This is a genomic window from Streptomyces sp. NPDC044063, from assembly GCF_056434285.1.
In genome coordinates, this window is the sequence record NZ_JBWKFM010000041.1 from 1 (window position 1) to 20,701 (window position 20,701).

At 74.2% G+C, this 20,701-nt stretch carries 12 protein-coding genes; 4 read left to right on the forward strand and 8 right to left on the reverse strand.

From position 1 onward, the window contains the following. Positions 1–186: 186 nt before the first annotated feature. Complete coding sequence (locus AC07BS_RS32305; RefSeq protein ID WP_478646883.1) at positions 187–966, reverse strand: GOLPH3/VPS74 family protein; 780 nt, start codon at positions 964–966, stop codon at positions 187–189. 234 nt (positions 967–1,200) lie between these two features. Here AC07BS_RS32305 and AC07BS_RS32310 point away from each other — a divergent pair, with 234 nt between their 5' ends. The 4 genes from AC07BS_RS32310 to AC07BS_RS32325 all read left to right on the forward strand — a co-directional run bounded on the left by AC07BS_RS32310 (position 1,201) and on the right by AC07BS_RS32325 (position 7,537). After that, positions 1,201–3,804: a D-alanyl-D-alanine carboxypeptidase family protein gene (locus AC07BS_RS32310; protein WP_478935269.1), complete on the forward strand. Its 2,604-nt coding sequence runs from the start codon at positions 1,201–1,203 to the stop codon at positions 3,802–3,804. 117 nt (positions 3,805–3,921) lie between these two features. Further along, positions 3,922–5,799, forward strand: coding sequence for an MFS transporter (locus tag AC07BS_RS32315; RefSeq protein ID WP_478935270.1), 1,878 nt, complete (start codon positions 3,922–3,924; stop codon positions 5,797–5,799). Positions 5,800–6,048: 249 nt separating this feature from the next. Continuing rightward, positions 6,049–6,696: a hypothetical protein gene (locus AC07BS_RS32320; protein WP_478646875.1), complete on the forward strand. Its 648-nt coding sequence runs from the start codon at positions 6,049–6,051 to the stop codon at positions 6,694–6,696. Positions 6,697–6,910: 214 nt separating this feature from the next. Then, a complete protein-coding gene (locus AC07BS_RS32325) occupies positions 6,911–7,537 on the forward strand; it encodes a class F sortase (RefSeq protein ID WP_478935290.1) in 627 nt (208 codons plus the stop codon). On the opposite strand, the gene recQ is transcribed toward AC07BS_RS32325, so the two are convergent. The 7 genes from recQ to AC07BS_RS32360 form a co-directional block, all read right to left on the reverse strand. Next, complete coding sequence (gene recQ / locus AC07BS_RS32330) at positions 7,522–9,591, reverse strand: DNA helicase RecQ (protein ID WP_478646873.1); 2,070 nt, start codon at positions 9,589–9,591, stop codon at positions 7,522–7,524. The genes AC07BS_RS32325 and recQ overlap by 16 nt on opposite strands. A gap of 75 nt (positions 9,592–9,666) precedes the next feature. After that, positions 9,667–11,712 carry a restriction endonuclease gene (locus AC07BS_RS32335; RefSeq protein WP_478935271.1) on the reverse strand — a complete coding sequence of 682 codons (2,046 nt, stop codon included), beginning with the start codon at positions 11,710–11,712 and terminating at the stop codon, positions 9,667–9,669. Between the two features lie 147 nt (positions 11,713–11,859). After that, positions 11,860–12,555: a hypothetical protein gene (locus tag AC07BS_RS32340; RefSeq protein ID WP_478935272.1), complete on the reverse strand. Its 696-nt coding sequence runs from the start codon at positions 12,553–12,555 to the stop codon at positions 11,860–11,862. Between the two features lie 26 nt (positions 12,556–12,581). Continuing rightward, positions 12,582–15,203 carry a glycosyltransferase gene (locus tag AC07BS_RS32345; RefSeq protein WP_478935273.1) on the reverse strand — a complete coding sequence of 874 codons (2,622 nt, stop codon included), beginning with the start codon at positions 15,201–15,203 and terminating at the stop codon, positions 12,582–12,584. 5 nt (positions 15,204–15,208) lie between these two features. Continuing rightward, positions 15,209–18,220 (reverse strand): glycosyltransferase, encoded by a 3,012-nt coding sequence (locus AC07BS_RS32350; protein ID WP_478935274.1) that lies wholly within the window; start codon positions 18,218–18,220, stop codon positions 15,209–15,211. Next, positions 18,217–19,038: a glycosyltransferase gene (locus AC07BS_RS32355; protein WP_478935275.1), complete on the reverse strand. Its 822-nt coding sequence runs from the start codon at positions 19,036–19,038 to the stop codon at positions 18,217–18,219. The genes AC07BS_RS32350 and AC07BS_RS32355 overlap by 4 nt, the downstream gene beginning before the upstream one ends. A gap of 507 nt (positions 19,039–19,545) precedes the next feature. Further along, complete coding sequence (locus tag AC07BS_RS32360; protein WP_478935276.1) at positions 19,546–20,667, reverse strand: hypothetical protein; 1,122 nt, start codon at positions 20,665–20,667, stop codon at positions 19,546–19,548. Positions 20,668–20,701: the final 34 nt, after the last annotated feature.

A 20,701-nucleotide genomic window follows, 5' to 3' on the forward strand; every position in this document is an offset into this window, starting at 1 on the left:
CCCCCCCCCCCCCCCCCCCCCCCCCCCCCCCCCCCCCCCCCCCCCCCCCCCCCCCCCCCCCCCCCCCCCCCCCCCCCCCCCCCCCCCCCCCCCCGTCACGGCTGCCGGACCGGGCCATGGGGACCGCGGTGCGGTACGGGTCGGAGCAGTGGACGCACCGGGTGGTTCAGCGGCTGCCGAACCGTTTCACGAGACGCCCGCGCGCGCCATCACGCCACGGTGCGCCGCCTGCTGCGCGCCCGCCGCGCTCGCCGCGGCCGCCTCGGACGACGGCCGCACGGCCGTGCCCCGGCGCCCCGGGCCATTGCCGCCGGCCGCCGCCGGCGCCCGCCGCGGCTGCGCCGCGACGCCGTTCTGCACGTCCATCACGGCGTGCGCCACCAGCCCGCCCATCGGGTCGTGCCGGATCAGGTCCCGGAGCCGGGAGCGCGAGGAGCGTCCCTCGTTCCCCGGGTAGAGGTGCTTGCCGAGACCGACCGCGTGGGCCAGCGCGGCGAGCGCCGCGGTCCGCGGGTCCGGCGGCACGCCGGTGCGGATCGCGCTGTCCAGCCGGGCCCTGATCTCCCGGCTGATGGCCGTGTCCGTCGCCTGGTACCGGGTCGTCGGCAGCACCCCGCACATCTGGCCCGCCACGGCATGCACCATGCCGCACCGCTCCAGGTGCGTGAGATACGTCTGCCGCAGGCCCAGCCGCGGCCCGCCGATCCAGTGGACGGCCCGCACCGGGCTGCCGCGCCTGCGCAGCAGTTCGAGCGCGGTGTCCAGCGTCGGATCTCCTGTCGGCCGTGGGTGCACCACGGCGATACGATCCCCGTCCGGGGCTATCCTCCCGGCCAGAGCCAGCTCCACGAGCTGGGCCCCGGCGAGACCGAGGTCGAGCGACTGCGGCTGCGCCGTTGTTCCCGTAGCCGGGTCCAAGGCGAGCAGCAGAAGCTCCTCCGGAATTGTTCTGCGGCTCCTGCCCATCCATGCCTCCCCGCGTGGATGAGTGACAGGGTGACCCCTCTCACATTGGTCTGTCGAGAGTGCGTGGTGGCTTCGGGCGGGAACCGGTAGGTATGTCGTCTCGTCTTGCACGTGGGTGAAGCCCGACGATGTCCTCTGACCGTACGGTCGCGCTACGGCGGGACGGCGGCGGAGGACACTGGTACACGTTGAGAGGATCGGGGAGCGGGGCGACCAGTCGCCCCGCCTCGGCGTATGGCGCGGGAATTCGAGGAGGCATCGGTGGCGGGCGAGTCCCCCGACAAGTCGGAGCAGCGGAAGTCGTCGGGGGAGACGGCTGGCACGACCGGCAACGAACGCGATCCGAGGCTCGGAGTCATCCGGGAATCGGGATCGTCGGTGAAGACCGCGGTGAAGGCGGCCGAGGCCGCCTCCGTGGATGACGTCTCCCCCGAGGTTTCCTCCGAGGAGGAGCCGGAGGCGGCTCCGGCCGGCGACGGTAAGGACACCGGTAAGGACGCCGGGAAGGGCGCGGACCGCGCCGGTGCATCCGCAAAGGCCTCGGGCGGCGACGCCCGTCTGAAGGCCGCCGTGGAGGCCTGGGTGGCCGGTGCCGACGACGAGGCCGAGGGCGACGCCGTCGCCTCCGGCAAGGGCGGGGCCCCGGCCGGCGGCGAGAAGGCCGTCAAGGGCGACAAGCCGGCGGCCAAGCCTGCTGCCCAGGACGCCGAGGGCGCCAAGGGCGACACCGAGGACGGCAAGGACGGCAAGGACGGCAGGGACGCGAAGGCCGCCGAGCCGGCCGTCGACCGTGCCACCGCGGTGTTCCGTACGCTCCCGGGCAAGGACGGCGACAAGCCGGCGGCCAAGGACGACAAGCCGGCCGCCAAGGACGCGGCCGAGGACGGCAAGGACGCCAAGGCCTCCGAGCCGGCCGTCGACCGCGCCACGGCGGTCTTCCGTACGCTCCCGGGCAAGGACGGCGACAAGCCGGCCGCCAAGGACGACAAGCCCGCTGCCAAGGACGCCAAGGCCTCCAAGCCCGCCGAGGACGTCCCGGCCGGTGCCGATCAGCCCACCGCCGTCTTCCGGGCCCCGACGCCGAAGGGCGCGGACGGCGAGGCCGGCGAGGACAAGGCCGAGCCCGCCGTCGACCGGCCCACGGCCGTCTTCAAGACGGTCACGCCCAAGGACGAGAAGGGCGACAAGGGCAAGAAGGGCGACCAGGCCGAGAAGCCCGGGAAGGGCGCCAAGGCCGCCTCCTCCCCCGATCAGCCCACCGAGCTGCTCAAGGCCCCCACCCCGGCCCCCGCGCCGGGTCAGGGGCGCCCGAGCCAGTTCGTCCCGCTGAAGAAGGACGACGAGGCCCCCGCCAAGGCTGCCCCCAAGGCTCCCAAGGCCCCCAAGGCCCCGAACGCGCCCAAGGCCCCCCAGGCCCCCAAGCCGGCCGGCTCCCCGGCCGGCGCCGCTCCCGGCAAGCCCGCCACCCCCGCCAAGCCCGGCGTCCCGGTGTCCGTGCCGCCGGCCGCGCCGGCCCCCGGTGGCCGGCCGCAGGGGCCCCAGGCGCCGCTGGACCTGCTGGCCCAGCTGACCAACACTCCGCCGCCGCCGGAGACGCCCACCCGCACGGTCATGCGCCGGGTGAAGATCTGGACGCCGCTGGTGGCGCTCCTCGGGATCGTCTTCGTCGTCGTGCAGATGTTCCGGCCGCTGCCGGAGCCGCACCTCGCGCTGGGCGCGAAGAAGAACTTCGCCTTCGACGGCGACAAGCCCTCCTTCGCCTGGCCCGAGGAGGGCCAGTCCGCGGCCAAGGTCGTGGGCGCGGGCGAGGTGGGCACGTCCGGTGAGCAGAAGCCGGTGCCGACCGCGAGCGTCGCGAAGGTGATGACCGCCTGGGTGATCCTCAAGAACCACCCGCTCAAGCCGAACGAGCAGGGCGAGATGATCACCATGGACCCGCAGTCCGAGAAGGAGGCGGGCTCCGAGGACGAGTCCCGGGTGAACGTCCGGGCCGGTCAGAAGTACTCGGAGTACAACATGCTCCGGATGCTGCTGATCCCGTCGGGCAACAACATCGCCCGCCAGCTCGCCCGCTGGGACTCGGGGTCCGAGGAGGCGTTCGTCAAGAAGATGAACGACGAGGCCAAGGCCCTCGGCATGACGAACACCACCTACACCGACCCGAGCGGTCTCGAGGCGACGACCAAGAGCACCGCCGGCGACCAGGTCAAGCTGGCCGAGGTGGCGATCAAGAACAAGGTCATCCGGGACATCACCACGCAGCCCAACGCCGACATCCCCGGCCTCGGCGAGCGGATCAACAACAACAACGACACCCTGCTCGTCAAGCACACCGGTGTCCTCGGCATCAAGACCGGCTCCAGCGGTCCGGCCGGTGGCGCGCTGATGTGGGCCGCCCGGCGTGAGCTCGACGGCAAGGAGTACCTGATCGTCGGCGCCACCATGGACCAGCACTTCAAGGGCCTGGACCCCAACGCCGAGAACAGCCTGATGATGGTCAAGAACAAGAGCTACGCGCAGATCACGGCCATCCAGAAGGCGATGAAGACCGCCGTCACGGTCAAGAAGGGCGACGTCGTCGGCTTCGTCGAGGACGGCCTGGGCGGCCGGACCCCGGTCGTGGCCACCAAGGACGTCCCGGCCGTGGGCTGGGCGGGCTTCACCACCAAGTTCACGCTGAACACCGGTGGCCGCAAGATCCCGCACACGGCGAAGGCCGGCACCGAGGTCGGCGAGCTGACCGTGGGCAGCGGCGCGGACGCGGTCAAGGTGCCGGTGGCGCTGAAGACCGCGCTGTCCGAGCCGTCCTTCGGGTCCAAGCTGACGCGTCTCGGCTGACATGACGGGCGGGCCTCCCGGGCGAGTCGATCACGGGGGGTCCGTCCGGCATCGCCCGGGCATGCGTGAAGATGGGGGGAACGGAGTACTTCTGGGGGATGGACGGGGAGAGCCGCAGTGACCACCGTGGGGCCGGCGCGTGCCGGTGAGCCGGGACAGCCGGACAGCCAGAGAACCGGCGACGGCGCCGCCACCACCACCGCAGCGCGGTCCGGCGGCTGGCGCCGCCCCTCGTGGGCCGTGGTGCCGGGCCACCGGAGGGCCGGCCGGCCCCCCTTCCTCGCCCGGACCGTGCCCTTCACCCTCCTCGTGGCCGCCGTGCTGCACCTGCTGTGGGTGCTGGTCTTCGCCAACAGCGGCGGCGACCTCGCGGCCCAGGACGCCTGGGCCGAGTTCGCGCTCCAGCACCCCGAGTCCGCGTACAACCTCGCCTGGTACGGCGGGATGCACCCGGTCTCGTACAGCGTGATCTCGCCGTACCTCATGGCCGCGCTCGGCGTCCGCACCACGATGATGATCGCGGGCACGGTCTCGGCCGGGCTGATCGCGCTGCTGCTGGTCCGCAGCCGGGTCGTGGAGCGGCCGCTGTGGCCCGCGCTGTACGGGACCTTCGCGCTGCTGTGCAACGCCATCTCCGGGCGCGTGACGTTCGGGCTCGGCATGATGTTCGGTCTGGCGGCCGTGGCGACGATCTTCGCGTGGCCGACGCGCTGGCGGGCCGAGGGCCGCTACCGCTGGGGCCGGGCCGCGCTGGCCGGGCTGATGGCCGGCCTCGCGACGGCCTCCAGCCCGGTGGCCGGCCTGTGCGTGGGTGTCGTGGCCGCCGCGCTGTGGCTGAGCGGCCGGCGCCCGGCGTCGTACGCGCTGGGGCTCACCCCGGTGCTGGTCGTGGCGCTGTCGGCGTGGCTGTTCCCGTTCTCCGGGCAGCAGCCCATGAGCTTCGCCTCGACGATCCTGCCGCTCCTGTCCGGCATCTTCGGGATGACGATGACGCCCCGCGAGTGGCGCACGGTCCGGGTGGTCTCCGCGCTCTACGTGCTGGGCGTGCTGCTGTGCTGGCTGATCCCCTCGCAGATCGGCACCAACATCTCCCGGCTCGGCATGGTCTTCGGCGGCGTCGTGCTCGTCGCCGTCCTGACCGGCGCCGAGCGGCCGTCCCGGGCCGAGCTGCTGCGCCGCGGCCGGGTCTGGACCGCGACCGTGCTGGCGGTGCTCACCGTGACGGTCTGGCAGACGGTCAACTCGGTCAGCGACATAATCCACACCACCCCCGCCGCCTCCTGGGCCCGCGAGCTGGCCCCGCTGGTGGACCGGCTGCAGCGGGTGGACGCCTCCCGCGGCCGGGTCGAGGTCGTCCCGGCCCGCAGCCACCGCGAGGCCTCGGCGCTGTCGCCCTACGTGAACCTGGCCCGCGGCTGGAACCGGCAGGCCGACCTCAAGCGCAACCCGCTCTTCTACGAGGAGGGCCTACTCACCCCGGACAGCTACCGCGACTGGCTGTCCCGCTGGGCCGTGCGCTACGTCGTGCTGCCCACCGACGAGCCGGACAACGCGGGCGTCGAGGAGGCCAAGCTGGTCAGCACCGGCGTGCCCTACCTGCGCGAGATCTGGTCGGACGCGAACTGGCGGCTGTACGAGGTCAAGGACCCGACGCCGCTCGCCGACCCGCCGGCGACCGTGGACAAGGTGGAGGCCAACGAGATCACCGTCACCGTGCAGGCGGCGGGCGCGGTGCGGGTCCGCATCCCGTACTCGCCGTGGCTGGCCCTGGTGGACGAGGGCGGCAAGCCCTTCGCGCCGCCGAAGGCCGCGGCGCGCGGCGAGTCGCCGGTCAACGTCCACGGCTGCCTGGCCAAGCAGGTGCAGCCGGCCAGGGCGGGCGAGCCCGAGGACGACTGGACGCTGCTGCGCGCCCCGCGCGCGGGCACGTACCGCATCGCGTCCCCGTACAAGCTGCCGCGCGGCACGGGCTGCCCGGACGACCTGGTGCCGTAGCGACGGACCCGGTGGCGTGGCGACGACCTGGTCGCGTGGCGACGGACCCGGTGGCGTGGCGACGACCTGGTGCCCGTGACGACGGACCTGGTGGCGTGGCGACGGACCCGGTGGCGTGACGCGATCACCCGTTCGCCGTCCTCCGGCTGCGGCGCCCGCGGATCGCGGCTTCGCTCGGCATGAGGAGCGCGGAATCCCGACTTCCGCTGCGGCGCATCGACGTGCCGCGTCCGCGCTCACGGAGGAAGCATGCGTACTGCACGAGTGCTCACCGGGACCGCCCTCGCCATAACCGCACTGGGCCTGTCCGGCGCCCCCGCCTTCGCCGACACCGACGCCGAGGGCTTCGGACAGCTGGAGGTCAGCCCGAGCAGCGTACGGCCGGGCGCGACGGTCACGGTGAACACCGAGGACTGCGGTGCCGGCGGTCGCGGCACCGGTGACGCCAGCGCCGTCGGCGGCCCGGCGTCGTTCGAGCTGAAGCCCGGCACCCACAAGGAGGTCGTGGTCGGCCAGTTCAAGGTGCCCGACTCGGCCCGGCCCGGTACGTACGGCATCGGGGTCAAGTGCGAGGACGGCAAGGAGGCCACCGGCGACCTGACCGTCACCGAGGGCTCCGTCGCCGCCGCGGGCACCGGCTCGGGCCCCTCGGCGAGCCCGGCCACGGGCATGGGCAGGGGCTCCGGCGCGGGGCACGGCTCCGCCTCGCCGTCGGCCATGGCGGGGATGCCGAGCATGCCCGCCTCGCCCCCCATGGGCGGCATGAAGACCGGTGTCGGCAGCACGAGCGAGGGCTCGGGCACGGCCGAGATCGTGGCGGGCGCGGCCGTCCTGGCCACCGCGGCGATCGCGGGCACCTGGTTCCTGCGCCGCCGCGGCGGCGGCAGCCGGGTCTGACCGCGGGTCCGCACCGGTGCCGGCCGGACCGCACCTCGGCCCCCGGACGCGCGCGCGGCGTCCGGGGGCCGGGGACGGCCCTCCGGGGTTCCCGGGCAGCTCCGCCTACCTGCGGAGCGTGCCCGGGCTGCCGCGTGACCGCCCGGAGGACCGGGTGGGCCGTGAACACCGCCGCAAGGCGCTCCTCGCGACGGCGCTCGCGATCGCCCTGCTGATGGGCAGCTGGCTGATCGAACACGGTGCGAAGGACCAGGCGCCACCGCCCCAGCCCTCCCGGGCCGAGGCCTTCACCGGGCCCGGCGAACCCCTGCTCGCCCCGCGCCGCGGCGAGTGGGGCGTACCGCCCCTGCCGCCCGCCGAGCCCACCCGCGTGGTCGTTCCCGCCATCCGGGTCGACGCCCCGCTGACACCGCTCGGTCTGCTGCCGGACCACAGCCTGGCCAGCCCGCCGGAGGCGGACGCGAACCTCGCCGGGTGGTACGCCGCCGGCACCCCGCCCGGCGCCGCCGGCACCGCCGTGGTCGCCGGGCACGTCGACAACGAGAACGGCCCGGCGGTCTTCTACAACCTCGGCGCCCTGAAGAAGGCCGACACCGTGGAGGTGGCCCGCTCGGACGGCCGGACCGCCGTCTTCTCCATCGACGCCATCGAGGTCTACGACCGGGACGACTTCCCGTCCGAGAAGGTGTACGGGGCCTCCGGGCGGGCCGAGCTACGGGTGATCACCTGCGGCGGCGGCTTCTCCACGGAGGACGACGCGTACCTCGGCAACGTGGTGGTCTACGCCCATCTGGCCGGGGTGCGACTGACCCCTCTGAGCTCCCCTCAGAACTCCTCGTAGGGCGGTTCGTCGTCCCAGGTCGGCTCCTCGTCCGGCCACGGGTCCTCGTCCGAGGCGGTGGCCGCCCGGGGGGCGGGCACCTGCGCCGGCGGAGCCGCCGGGGCCGCCGGGGCAGCCGGTGCCGCTGGCGCCGCAGGAGCCGCCGGTGCCGCGCCGCCCAGCGACGTCAGGACCCCCAGGATCCCCTCGCCGTACTTCGCCAGCTTGTTCTCGCCGACGCCGCCGACCGACGACAGCTCGCCGAGCGATGCCGGACGCGCCGTGGCGATCTCGCGCAGCGTGGCGTCGTGGAAGATCACGTACGCGGGGACGCCCTGCTCCCGGGCGGTCGCCGCGCGCCAGGCGCGCAGCTCCTCGAAGACCGGCAGCGCCTCGGCCGGCAGGTCGACGGGGGCACGCTTGCCCGCGCCCGAGCCCGCCGCCTTCGCGCTCTTCGCCGCGCGGGCCGGCTTCTTCGGCTCGCGGCGCAGCGGCACCGTGCGGCGCGAGCCCAGCACGTCGCCGCTGGCGTCGGTGAGCACGAGGGTGCCGTACTCGCCCTCCACGGCCAGCAGGCCCTGGGCCAGCAGCTGCCGCACCACGCCCCGCCACTCGGCGACGGACAGCTCGGTGCCGATGCCGAAGACGGACAGGGCGTCGTGGTCGAACTGGATGACCTTGGCGCTCTTCTTGCCGAGCAGGATGTCGATGATGTGGCCCGCGCCGAACTTCTGGCGCCGCTCCCGGGCCAGCCGGTACACGGCGGACAGGAACTTCTGGGCGGCGACCGTGCCGTCCCAGGTCTCCGGCGGGGTCAGGCAGGTGTCGCAATTGCCGCAGGCGGTGCTCTCCTGGCCGAAGTAGTCCAGCAGCCGCGTCCGGCGGCACTCGACCGTCTCGCACAGGGCCAGCATCGCGTCCAGGTGCGCGGCCATGCGGCGGCGGTGGGCTTCGTCGCCCTCCGAGCCGTCGATCATCTTGCGCTGCTGGACGACGTCCTGGAGCCCGTACGCCAGCCAGGCCGTGGAGGGCTGGCCGTCACGCCCGGCGCGGCCGGTCTCCTGGTAGTAGCCCTCGACGGACTTGGGCAGGTCCAGGTGGGCGACGAAGCGGACGTCCGGCTTGTCGATGCCCATGCCGAACGCGATCGTGGCGACCATGACGATGCCGTCCTCGCGCAGGAAGCGGGACTGGTTGGCCGCGCGGGTGCCGGCGTCGAGACCCGCGTGGTACGGCAGGGCCTCGATGCCGTTCTGGGCCAGGAAGGCGGCGGTGTCCTCGACGCCCTTGCGCGAGAGGCAGTAGACGACGCCCGCGTCGCCGGGGTGCTCGGTGCGCAGCAGCTCCAGCAGCTGCTTGCGGGGGTCGTTCTTGGGCGCGATGCGGTACTGGATGTTGGGCCGGTCGAAGCTGGCGACGAAGTGCCGGGCCTCGGTCAGCTTCAGCCGCGTCGCGATCTCCTCGCGGGTCGCCGCGGTGGCCGTCGCGGTCAGGGCGATGCGCGGCACGTCGGGCCAGCGCTCGTGCAGCTGGGACAGGGCGAGGTAGTCGGGCCGGAAGTCGTGGCCCCACTGGGCGACACAGTGCGCCTCGTCGATGGCGAAGAGGGAGATCTTGCCCCGGTCGAGCAGCCGCAGCGTGGCGTCCACGCGCAGCCGCTCGGGCGCGAGGTAGAGCAGGTCGAGCTCGCCCGCGAGGAACTCGGCCTCCACCATGCGGCGTTCGTCGAAGTCCTGGGTGGAGTTCAGGAAGCCGGCCCGTACGCCGAGCGCGCGCAGCGCGTCGACCTGGTCCTGCATGAGCGCGATCAGCGGCGAGATCACCACGCCCACGCCCGGGCGCACCAGCGCCGGGATCTGGTAGCACAGCGACTTGCCGCCGCCGGTGGGCATCAGGACGAGCGCGTCGCCGCCACCGGTGACGTGCTCGATGATCTCTTCCTGATCGCCGCGGAAGGCGTCGTAGCCGAAGACGCGCCGCAGGCACTCCAGGGCGTCGCCGGGTTCTTTGATCGTCGCGGCGTTGATCGTCGCGGCTTGGATCGTCGCGGCGTTGATCGTTGCGGGGTCGGCCATTGAAGAAGTCTACGAGCCGCCGCCGACAGAGTCCGGTCGATCAAGGAACCCGGCCGCGTGCCCGCGCGGGCGATCTCAGGCGACGTCGATGCCGTAGTCGCGCACGAGCTCCTCCAGCCCGCCCGGATAGCCCTTGCCGCCGATCACGAAGTCCCAGTCGCCGCTCGTCCGCCTGCGGAACGAGCCCAGCACCAGTGCCGTCTCGCCGGGCCGCCCGTCGGAGACCTCCAGCTGCCCCAGCTCGGCGCCGGCCGCGTCGGCGAGGCGTATCCGGGCGTCCGTGAACCGGGACAGGTCGGCGTCCGGGTCGACCGCGGGGTCTATGGCCGCGGCCAGCACCAGCCGGTCGGCGGCGGTCGGCAGCGCGTCGAAGGAGACCCGCAGCGCCGCCCGGTCGGTGAGCGTCGGCTCGGCGGCCCGGACGGAGCCGTCGGGGGTGGCGGGGTTGTTGTAGAAGACGAAGTGGTCGTCGCTCAGGACGCGGGTGCCCGTGCAGACCAGCGCGCAGACGTCGAGGGCGACGCCGCCGGACCAGGACATGCCGAGCAGGTTGTGGTCGCCGGGCGGGGTGGCGGCCGAGCCGGTCCGGGCGGCGGTACGGGGCGAGCCGCCGCCCAGCCGGCCGCGCAGGCCGTGCTGCGCGAGCAGCTCGACGAGCTCCTCCCCGGACACCAGGGTCAGCGGCTTGCCGTTGGCGAAGGCGTACGAGCCGGGGCCGAACCCCGAGGTCGTCACGAGCACGCCCTTGTTGGCCCCGGCCCCCTGGACGGTGCCGTAGAGGTCGCGGACGGCGGTCGGCGGCACCGTCTTCCGGTAGCGCTTGACCTGCACGATGATCCGGCCGCCGCTGATCGGGTCCGGGTCCAGGGCCTCGACGTCGACGCCGCCGTCGTTGGAGCGCTGGGTGGTCACCGCGCGCATGCCGCGGGCCCGGAACAGCTCGGCGACCAGCCCCTCGAACTCGACGGGGTCCATCTCGAAGAGGTCCGGTTCGTCGTCGCCGCCGTGCGAGACGACGCCGCGGCCGACCTCGTCGGGCAGCCGGCCCGGGCGGACGGCGGCGAGCTGCTCGGGGCGCGCCGACAGCTGCCCGCCGAGCGCGTCGGTCAGGCAGTCCACGGCGCTGACCTGCTCCAGACGCAGGCTCGCGAAGGAGCTGCGGGAGACGGTGACGGACGCGAGGAAGATCCGCGCGGGCCGGCCGGTGGCCGGGTCGTTGCCCTCGACGAAGCCGTTCAGGGCGACGGACGCGAGGGTGTCGAACCCGTCCGCCGCGAACAGCTCGTGCACCGCCAGCAGGACGCACTGCGCCAGCAGGTCGCGGTAGAGGGCCCGCCGCTGGGTGGCGGGGCGCGGGACCTCCTTCTGCTCGTCGGCGTTGATCATGTACCGGACGGAGCGGGTCTCCGGGACGACGTCGAGGCCCGGCAGCTCCCAGTTCAGCACCAGCTGGCGGGCGGCCGGGTCGTAGGCGGCGGCTATCCGGTGGGGGAAGTCGTCGGGCCAGGCGCCGGACGCGTAGAGGGCGGCGGAGAAGTACTCCACCACCGCCTCGGGGTCGCCGTCCCGCAGCGCCGCGACCATCTCGCCGATGCCCGCGTTGTACTCCCGCGTCTCCGCGAGGGTGGTCATGGCCCACTGGTCGTACTGCCGCCGGTACGCGTCCAGTTGCCGCACCCGCTCGGCCTCGGCGGCCTGCGCCGCGTACCAGTCGCTCTCGAACTGCCGCCGGTCGCGCCGGTAGCGGGGGTCGTGGGGGTCGGGCATGACCAGGGGCTGTGCCAGATGGCCGGGGTTGAAGGGCTCCAACTGCTCGGGCCGCGCCAGCGCCGCCGTCGTGAACGCCGGCGCCCGGCACCCGGCCGCCAGCATCCCCTCCAGCACGGCGACCCGGGCCTCGATCTCCTCGGTCAGCCGGCGCGCCTCGGCCTCGCGCGTCTGCCGGTACGCCTGCCGCCGCTCACGGTCCTGACGCGCCATCTCCCGCTCGTACGCGCGCTGCTGCCGTTCGCTCTCCCGCTGTTCCTGCGCCGCCGCCCGCTGCCGCGCCTCGTGCTGACGCTGCTGCTGCCGCTGGGCTTCCGCCCAGACTCCCATCAGGCCACTGGAGCGGCGGCTCATCGGCTGTTTTCCCTCCCACGAAGCGTTCTCCGTCGACCTTAGTCGGTCGCCAGACAAAACGATCAACACATCACGGATCTCCCCCAACGGGGAAGGGCCCCTCCGCCGGGGGAGCGGCGGAGAGGCCGGTGGGGAGGGGACGGGTGGTTACGCCGTGGGCGCCGCGAGGCCCATGGCGATGAAGTGGAACGGCTGCGGGCTCCAGGCGTTGCTCGGATTCGCGGTGTAGACCACGGCCGCGGTCGGGGAGACACTGGCGACCGTGATGATCGGCGTGGCACTGCCGATCGCCGCCGTGGCCACGACGACCGGCGTGGAGACGAAGGGCTTGTCGAACGTGATGGTGAAGGTCGAGGTCGCCGACCGGACCGAGGTGAAGCCGGTGCCGTTGCTGCGGCCTCCGCTCGCCGCGACGGTTCCGTATATCCGCCGCTCCACCGGCTGCGGAGCGCTGACCCGGAAGCTGAGCTTCGACGACGTGGCGCCGATGGTGAGGCCGTCCGGGACCGTACGGTCACCCGGCGCGGCGTTCGCCAGGGCCTGGACGTTCACGGAGTAGAAGCCCTCCGGCTTGTTGCCGATCGCCTCGGCCTTGAAGCGGACCAGGCGGCCGCCGGGGTCGCGGCTCTCGATCGGCAGCGGTCGGTTGATGCCCGCGTCGAGCTGCATGTAGCGGATCTCGCCGCTGGGCGGGAAGACCAGCCCCTCGGGGAGCTTCACCTGGATGATCTCGCCCGGGCCGACCGGGTCGCCGTCGACGTACACCTCGATCGCGAACGAGGCGTTGGCCCCCGGCTCCAGGATCTGCGGGTTCGGGTTGCCCTGATTGATGTGGAACGCCATGACTCTTTCCTCTCCTCTTCGAGTGGTCACCCGTCGGCGACGGGTGCGTCGTGCGGGGCCGGAGGTCCGGGCGCGACCCGGTGGTAGGCCGCCAGTTGCGTGGCGGCGATCCGGTCCCAGTCCAGGTGGGCCACCGTCGGCGGCCCCTTCGCGCCCAGCGCCGCGCAGCGGGCCGGGTCGCGGATGAGGGCGGTCAGCGCGGCCGCGTAGGCGTCGAGGTCGCCGGGCGGGACGCGGACGCCCACCTCGTCGGTGACCAGGTCGCGCAGGTGCGGGATGTCGAAGGCCAGCACCGGGGTGCCGGTGGCCAGGGCCTCGGCGGCGACCATCCCGAAGGTCTCGCGGCGGCTGGGCACGCAGACCAGGCGGGCCGAGGTCAGCAGGTCGAAGCGGGCCAGGCCGTCGACGCGGCCCAGCCAGCGGACCCGGTCGGCGATGCCCAGGTCGGCGGCCAGGGCGCGGACGGCCGGGCCGTGCGGGCCGTCGCCCGCGACGTACAGGTCGGCCGTGGTGTGCGGGGCGGCCAGCGCGTAGGCGCGCAGCAGCAGGTCCAGGCCCTTCGACGTGGTCTCCAGCCGGCCCAGGTAGAGCACGTGGTCGCCCCGTACGGCGGCGGGCCGGGAGAACGCGGCCGGGTCGACGCCGTTGGGGATCACCTCCACGCGGGCCGCCGGATTGCGCTCCCGCAGCTCGGCGCCGAGGCCCTCGCCGACGGCGACGAGCGTGGTGTGCGAGGCGAGCCCGCGCCGCTCGACCGCGCCGAACGGCAGGTGGAACTCGCGCGCCTTGTCCGCAGCGAACAGCCACTGCACCAGCCCGACGACCGGCCTGCGGGTCAGGTACGGCACACAGACCGAGGAGAACGGGGCGGCGAAGTCCTCCACCACCACATCCGGATCGTGACGGTACGTCAGCCACGGCAGGCGGGTGACGACGACCGCGAAGTACGCGATCTGGGCGGCGAACCGGCTCCGGGCCAGGGGCCCCAGGCGCGCCGGCAGCGGCACGTACCGGACGCCGTCGCGCACGACCGGCGTGGCGCCCGGCCACGGGGCGACCACCACGGTCACCTCGACGCCGCGCGCGGCCAGCCGCCGGTTCACCTCGTGGGTACGGACCGAACCGCCGCCCGCGCCGGGCCGCCGGGGGTCCTCGAAGCCCAGGTGGAGCACCCGGTACGGGCCCGGGCGGCGCGACCGGGGGCGGGCCGCGAGCCCCGCGCCCGCCAGGACGGCGACCGCCGCACCGGCCCACACCACGGGATACGGGCGCAGCGCGAGCAGCGCCCAGCAGGCCAGGGCGCCCGCCACGAGCGGGCCCGCCGCCCCCGCGGCCGGTCCGAGCCCGGCGACCCGGCGCCGCGCCAGGGCCACCGTCACCGCCGCCACCGCCGAGGTCACCGCCGCCGCGCTCCACGCCAGGACGGGGGGACGGGCCGCCGCCAGGGCGTACCCGCCGCCCCCGAGCAGACAGGCCGCGGCCAGCGCCGGCACGACCGGCCGGACCGGGCCCCACGCCTGGAACACCACCGTCACCAGCACGACCGTCGCGGCCGCGAACCCGGCGAGGGCCAGCGGCGGCAGCAGCGCGGCCGACGCGGTGTAGTGCCGGGGCAGCACCAGCCCGGTGACGGCGTCGGGGCAGGTGGCGATCACGACCGTGACGGCCGTCCCGGCGATCCAGTGCAGCCGCAGGGCCGTACGGAAGCCCGCGCCGGCCTCCCGCGTCCGCCCGGCCGCCAGCCGCGGGAAGACCACGGTGGCCAGGGCCGTCGACAGGAACAGCGGCACCCGGGCGAGAACCAGCAGCGCCTGGTACGGCGCCAGGTCGGCGGACCCGCCGCGCACCGCCGCGCCGACCACCACGTCCAGCGTGCACAGCACACAGGTCAGCACCTGGATGCCGCCGACGGCCGCCGCGCGCCGCCACAGCCCGGACCGGTCCCGTTCGCGGGCGGAGGCCGCTCCGGAAGGCCGTCCGCGCAGGTCGCCCCGCAGGTCGCCCCGCAGGTCGCCGCGCAGGGCGGCGAGCCCCGCCACGGCCGTGACCGCCGCGCCCGCCGAGAAGGCGCCGATCGCCCCCGAGGCGCCCCACCCGGCCGCGACGGCCAGCAGGGTGACGGCGATCCGCACGGCCACCTCGCCGACCCGCAGCGCGCCCAGCCGGGCGAACCGCTCGCGCCCCTGCAAGTGGCCGGCGCCCACCGAGGTGAGCCAGATCGCCGCGCACGCGGCCGCCAGCCCCGCGAGCGGCATCGCGCCGGCGTACGAGGCGGCGGCCCCGCACGCCGCGGCGGCGGTCGGGACGGACAGTCCCAGCGCCAGCCACAGACAGGTGCGCACCGCGTGCCGCCGCCGCGCACCGCCGGGCGCGCTGTCCGCCACCTCGCGGGCCAGCACCCACGGCACGGTCGCCCCGGCCAGCGTGCCGACGCTCAGCAGCACCGAGGAGACGGCGGAGTAGAGGGTGAAGTCCGGTGCGGAGAGCGCGTGGACGAGATACAGGGACAACCCGTAGTTGCCCGCGCCGACCAGGACGGCGGAAAGGGTGAGCAGCAGGGCGCCACGGACCGGGCCCGTCGTCGCGTCCACCTGGGGCGGGGCGGGGGCGGTGCTTGTCGTCGTCACTGCGGTGGACGTCGTCGTCACTGTTGTCACCCGGCCCGTCCGGGGCCTGCGACCAGCGCCCGCACGTCGTACACGCGCAGCGTCCCGGTCGTCTCCCCGCGCTCGCTGTGCACCAGCCGGGCCTCGCGCTCCAGCACGCCGGGCAGCCGGGCGCCGATGTGCGCGTATCCCTGCCGCACGAGCTCGGTGGACAGCACGACGTAGTCGACGCGTGCGCGACGCAGGTCGTCGGTGGTCCGCCAGTCGGCCAGCCGCGCGCCGGGCAGGACGAAGGACGCCGCCTCGTCGGTGGCCGCGACGACGCTGCCCCCGGGCAGGTGCGTCCGCGACCAGGCCAGGGTGCGGCGGAGGGCGTCGTCGTGCCGGGTGTGGACCCGCGTCCAGACGACGGCGTCGACGGTGAGGGCGAGGGCGGCGACGGCGGCCAGGACGGCGGTCGGCCGTGCGCTGCCGGCCGTGAGGTCGAGCGCGAGCGCGAGGGCGGCGGTGCTGGTGACGACCAGCGGGTAGAACATCTGCTCCTCCAGCGTGCCCACGGCCACCGCGTAGGTCAGGTGCAGCAGCGTGCAGGCCGCCCAGGCCGTCACGAGGGTCCGCCCGGGCTGTCCGGAGCGTCCGGGGCGTCCGGCGAAGACCGCGGGCCGCCGCAGCCGGCACCACAGCAGCCACGCGACGGCCGCCGTCCCGAGCGCGATCAGCGCGTACGGCACGGCGAACCGGCCGAGCTGGACGAGCAGCCGGTCGGTGAACGCCACCGACCCGGCGTCGCTGTTGAAGCCGCTGATCTGCTTGAGGCCGAGCGCGCGGGCGATCCCGTCGGTCTTCTGCGCCCACCAGGCCGCCCAGTTGCCGGTCGCGGCGACCGTCACGACGTAGACGGCGTAGCCGGCGACCGTGACGGCGGCCGCGGTCAGCCGCACGCGTCGCACATCGCCGCGAGCGGCCAGGCCCAGCACGGTGACGGGCACGAACGTGCCCAGCGCGTACGGCTCCTTGGTGGTGATCGCGAGTGCGAACAGCAGTCCCGCGCCGGCACCCGTGGCGGCGCGGCCGCGGGCCGTCGGCGGGGTGCGGGAGAGCACGAGCATGCCCAGCGCGGCGGCGGCCGTGGCCTGCGCCTCCAGCATGACGCGGCTGTCGAAGCGGTTGAGGAACGGGTCGAGGGCGAGCAACAGCCCGGCGGCCAGGGCGAACGGGGGCCGCGTCGCGCGGCGCAGCAGCGCGGTGACCGCCACCACGACCACCGCGCCGGTCACGGCCACGACGGGACGCAGATCGAGCACCTGATGCAGCAGGTCCCCGGAGGCCCGCCCGGTGACCCGCATGAACCCCGCGAGCAGCGCGAACAGGGCGGGCGGGTGCAGGGCGAAGAACTGGCCGTCGAAGACCGGCCCTTGGCCGTCGGCGAGGTGCCGGCTGATGGCCGTGTAGTAGAGCTCGTCGACGAAGACGTCGTAGGAGCGGTCGAGGAAGGGCAGGCGCAGGGCCAGCGAAAGAAGGAAAAGGGTGCCGAGGGCGGCGGCTGGTGCGATGGCGCGGCGGCGGCCCGTCTCATGCCGCCGCGCCCGGGAAGGGGGGTGGGCCTGCCAGCCGAGGACGTCACCGTGCCGGGCCAGGCGTACGGTCACGCGCTCGTCGGCGGGGTCCAGGCCGATGCGGGTGAGGACGGCCGCCGCGTCGCGCTCGTCGGCGCCGAGCAGCAGCAGCCCGGGGCGCGGGCCGGTGAGGTCGACGAGGTCGGTGGCGCGCAGGGAGCCGAGGTCGGCCCCGGCGAGCAGGTCGGCGGGGGCGGTGACCACGGCGCAGGCGTCGGTGACGACGCGCCGCTCGGCCCGGGCGCGGCGGCTCGCCGCCCGGTCGCGGGCGAGCCGGCCCTCCTCGGCGGTCACGGCGGCGAGCAGGTGGGAGGCGGTGGCCGTCCAGGTGAACCGGGCCGCCCAGGTACGGCACTCCTCCTCCCGGCGGGCGGCGTCGTCCGGCGCCTCGACGGCGCGCAGGGCCTTGGCCAGGCCGGCCGCGAGGTCGTCGCCGGGGTTCAGCAGCCAGCCGGTGACGCCGTGCCGGACGGTGTCGCGCAGGCCGGGGACGTCGTAGGCGAGGGCGGGCACACCGGCCGCCGCCGCCTCCATCACCGACAGCCCCCAGCCCTCGGCGAGCGAGGTGGTGGCGGTGATCCAGGCGGAGTCGACGAGCGCGTCGCGCTCCTCGTGCGGGACGCGGCCGTGCACGAAGACGGCGTCGCCGACGCCGAGTTCGGCCACCAGCGCCTCCAGCCCCTCGCGGGCCTCGCCGTCGCCGACGATGTGCAGTTCGGCGTCCGGGACGTCGCGGCGGAGGGCCGGCACGGCGCGTACCAGCAGGTCGACGCGCTTCTGGGTGACCAGCCGGCCGACGCAGACGACGCGCGGGGCCGCGGAGCGGCGGCGGGGGGCGGGCGCGGGCGGCGGGGCCGGTTCCAGCCCGGCGGGGGCGAAGTGCACCGGGCCGCGTACGGCGAGCCGCCGGCGGATCTCGGCCCGGGTGGAGGGGGACACGGCGCACACCGCGCGCCGCCCGTACACCAGCCCGCTGCCCCGGCCCTCCAGCCAGCGGCCGAACCCGGCGACGGGACGCGGGAACCACAGGGCGAACTGCCCCTGGTGGACGTGGTGGATGAGGAGGACGACGGGGGTGCGGCGGCGCAGCACGAGGGGGGTGAAGAAGGGGATGCCGTTCTGCGAGTCGACCACGGCGGCCACCGAGCGGCGGTGTCGCAGCAGCCACAGCAGGACGAACGCGTAGACGGTGAACCGGCCGCCGCCGCGTACGACCGTGCCGAACGCGGTGTCCTCGCGGCGCGCTGTGCCGCGCGGACGGGAGGTGAGATAGGTGACGCGGACGCCCGCGTCGTGGAGCTCGCGCGCGATCTCCTCGCAGTACAACTCGGCGCCGCCCGCCTGTGGATGGCGGCCGTCGCGCCAGTTGCAGACGACGACGTGGCGGCCGTGCCAGTCCTGGACGGCGGGGAGGGCGGTCCGTAAGGCGGTGGGGGCGCTCATCCCGCCCCCTCGGTGGCCGGGGTGGCGGGTACGTACGCGTGCGCGTGTACGTGCGCGGGGAGAAGGATGTGGTGCTGCTCGGCGCGGGGAGGCAGCCGGTGGTGGAGGGTCCGGTGCAGCCGCCACAGCTCGCCGGCCACGCGACGGCCGTCGGCGAACGGGCGGAAGCTGGAGCCCTCCTGGTCGCTCCACGCGACCGGGAACTCGGTGAGGCTCAGCCCGAGGGCCCGGGCGCGGGCGATCACTTCGAGGTCGAACGCGAAGCCGGTGGTGGTCACTCCGGCGAAGAGCGTGCGCGCCGCCCGCGCCTCGAAGAACTTGAACCCGCACTGGGTGTCCTTGACCGGCCCGGAGAACCGGCGGGTCGCCAGCCGGAACCCGGCCCCGCCGAGCCGCCGCAGGGCCGGCTGCCGTACGGGTACCCGGGCGCCGGGACAGCGCCGGGAGCCGACGACGACCTGCCAGCCCTCGCGCAGGAGGGCGACCGCGTCGTCGATGGCGGCGGCGGGCGTGGCGAGGTCCGCGTCGCAGAACCCCACCCATCGGGCCCGCGTGGTCACCATGCCGCGCGCCACCGCGGCCCCCTTGCCCCGGCGGGAACAGCCGGTCACCGTGATGGGAATGCCGGACGCGGCGAGCCGGTCGACGCATTCGGCGGTGCGATCGCTGCTGCCGTTGTCGACGACGCGCAGTGCGGCGGTCACGGGCATGCCGCGTAAATGCTCGGCGAGCGCGATGACGGTCGGTGCGAGCCGGTGTTCCTCGTTGTAGGCGGGTATCACCAATTCGAGTTCACAGGCCATGCGGGGACGTTCCACTGCGAAGAGCTCCTTTTGCGAGAAGCGCGGAATGGATGGGGGCGTCGGGCACGGACACGGACTTGCCGACACTTCCATCACACCGCGGACGTGCAAATGGTCGATGAACGATCCATGGACGCGCTGGTGGTGGAGCCGGTGCTTCCCCTCGCCACCCGGCGGAAGCGGGCACCGGCCAGGCAACTATCGGGGTCCACCAAGCGGAGTCGTCGTTTTCCGGTCGCTGTGACCTGCATCGAGCCTGGTCGGAGCGCTGGCCGTACATGGCGCGCGGAATAGCGAGGGCTCCCGGGGTGCGTCAAGAGGGCGCCGAACAGGGGTTATCGGCCGGGTGACACGACGCGAAACAGGCGGGTCGGTGGACGCGCTGTTGACGCCGCTGTCACGCCGTCAGCAGACTGGCCCGCCGCATCGACCACCGAAAGGAGAAAGCATGTCCGCAGCCCGTGAAAACGGCGGAGCCGGCGGCCCGCCGTCGCGTACGACGGGCCGCCGGCTCCAGGGAATTCAGCGACCCACGTACGGGTCGGGCGCGCAGGGCACGAGGCCCACATGGGCGACGAGCATTCCGGCGCTTCCGCCCGGATTGGCGGGCAGTTCCTTGTTGAATCCTGAAGGGCCGGGGTTGGCGAATCGCACGGTCACCTCGCTGACGCCGTCCGGCGCCTGGAAACGCAGGCGACGCTTGCGCCAGCCGGGGTTGTTGAGCTTCTTCCGGGAGTCCTGGGAGGAGACCGCGCCCTTGCCGGTGTAGTACTGGACGTAGTCGTCCCACACGAGCACGCTCTCGGCGTCGGGCTTCCCGTACCGCACGTCCGCCCGCAGGTAGGTGGGGCCGGTGGGGTCGTCCTTCACGAGGTGGTAGCCGGTGTGGAACGACAGCTCGTACCAGCTGCCGGGAGTGACCGTGACGGTCTGCTCGATGTAGCCGCAGGTGTTGGATCCGTCGACGTCGACGATGTTCTCGCCCTTGACGAAGGGACGCTCCCGGTCCTCCGGGAAGTGCCCGTCCGCGTCACCGTTGATGATGTCGATCAGCTCGCCGGGTTCACCCGTGCGGGAGGGGGCCCAGACGCCCTTGCCCTGATACGTACCCACGTTCCAGGAACCGAGCGCGGTGGTCTTCCGCGCGTAGAGCACCCCCTGCTGGGGGTCCCATTTCCCGTCCGCCTTGAACTGCACGCCGGCGAACCCGCCGTTCTTGATGAGGCTCTCGGCGGGGCGGGGGGAGACGATCTCGAACTCCACGTCGGCCTTGACCCCGGCTATCTCGATCGCGTCCGCCAGTTTGCGGAGGCCCGGGGCCGCGTCGGGGAGCGCCTGCACGTCGATCGAGTAGAAGCCGTTCTGCCGCGGCGTGCCGTCGTTGAGGTGCAACTCGCTCTGGAATCGGAGCTGCCGGCTGTGGGGGTCCCAGGTGTCGCCGAGGACGTCGTTGATCCTCGCGCCGTCGGCGATGTACCGGACCACGCCGCCCTCCGGGAACGTGATGCCGTCCGGCAGGCGTACCGCGATCCATTCCTTCTGACCGCTGATGACGACATCCGAGGAGACGTCGATGGTGAAGGCCGCCCTGCCGCCGGGCGTCAGCGTGTGGGGGACGAATCCCTGCCTGATCGTGAGTGCCATTTTCTCCCGCCTTTCCGATGCGCGGTTCGGACGG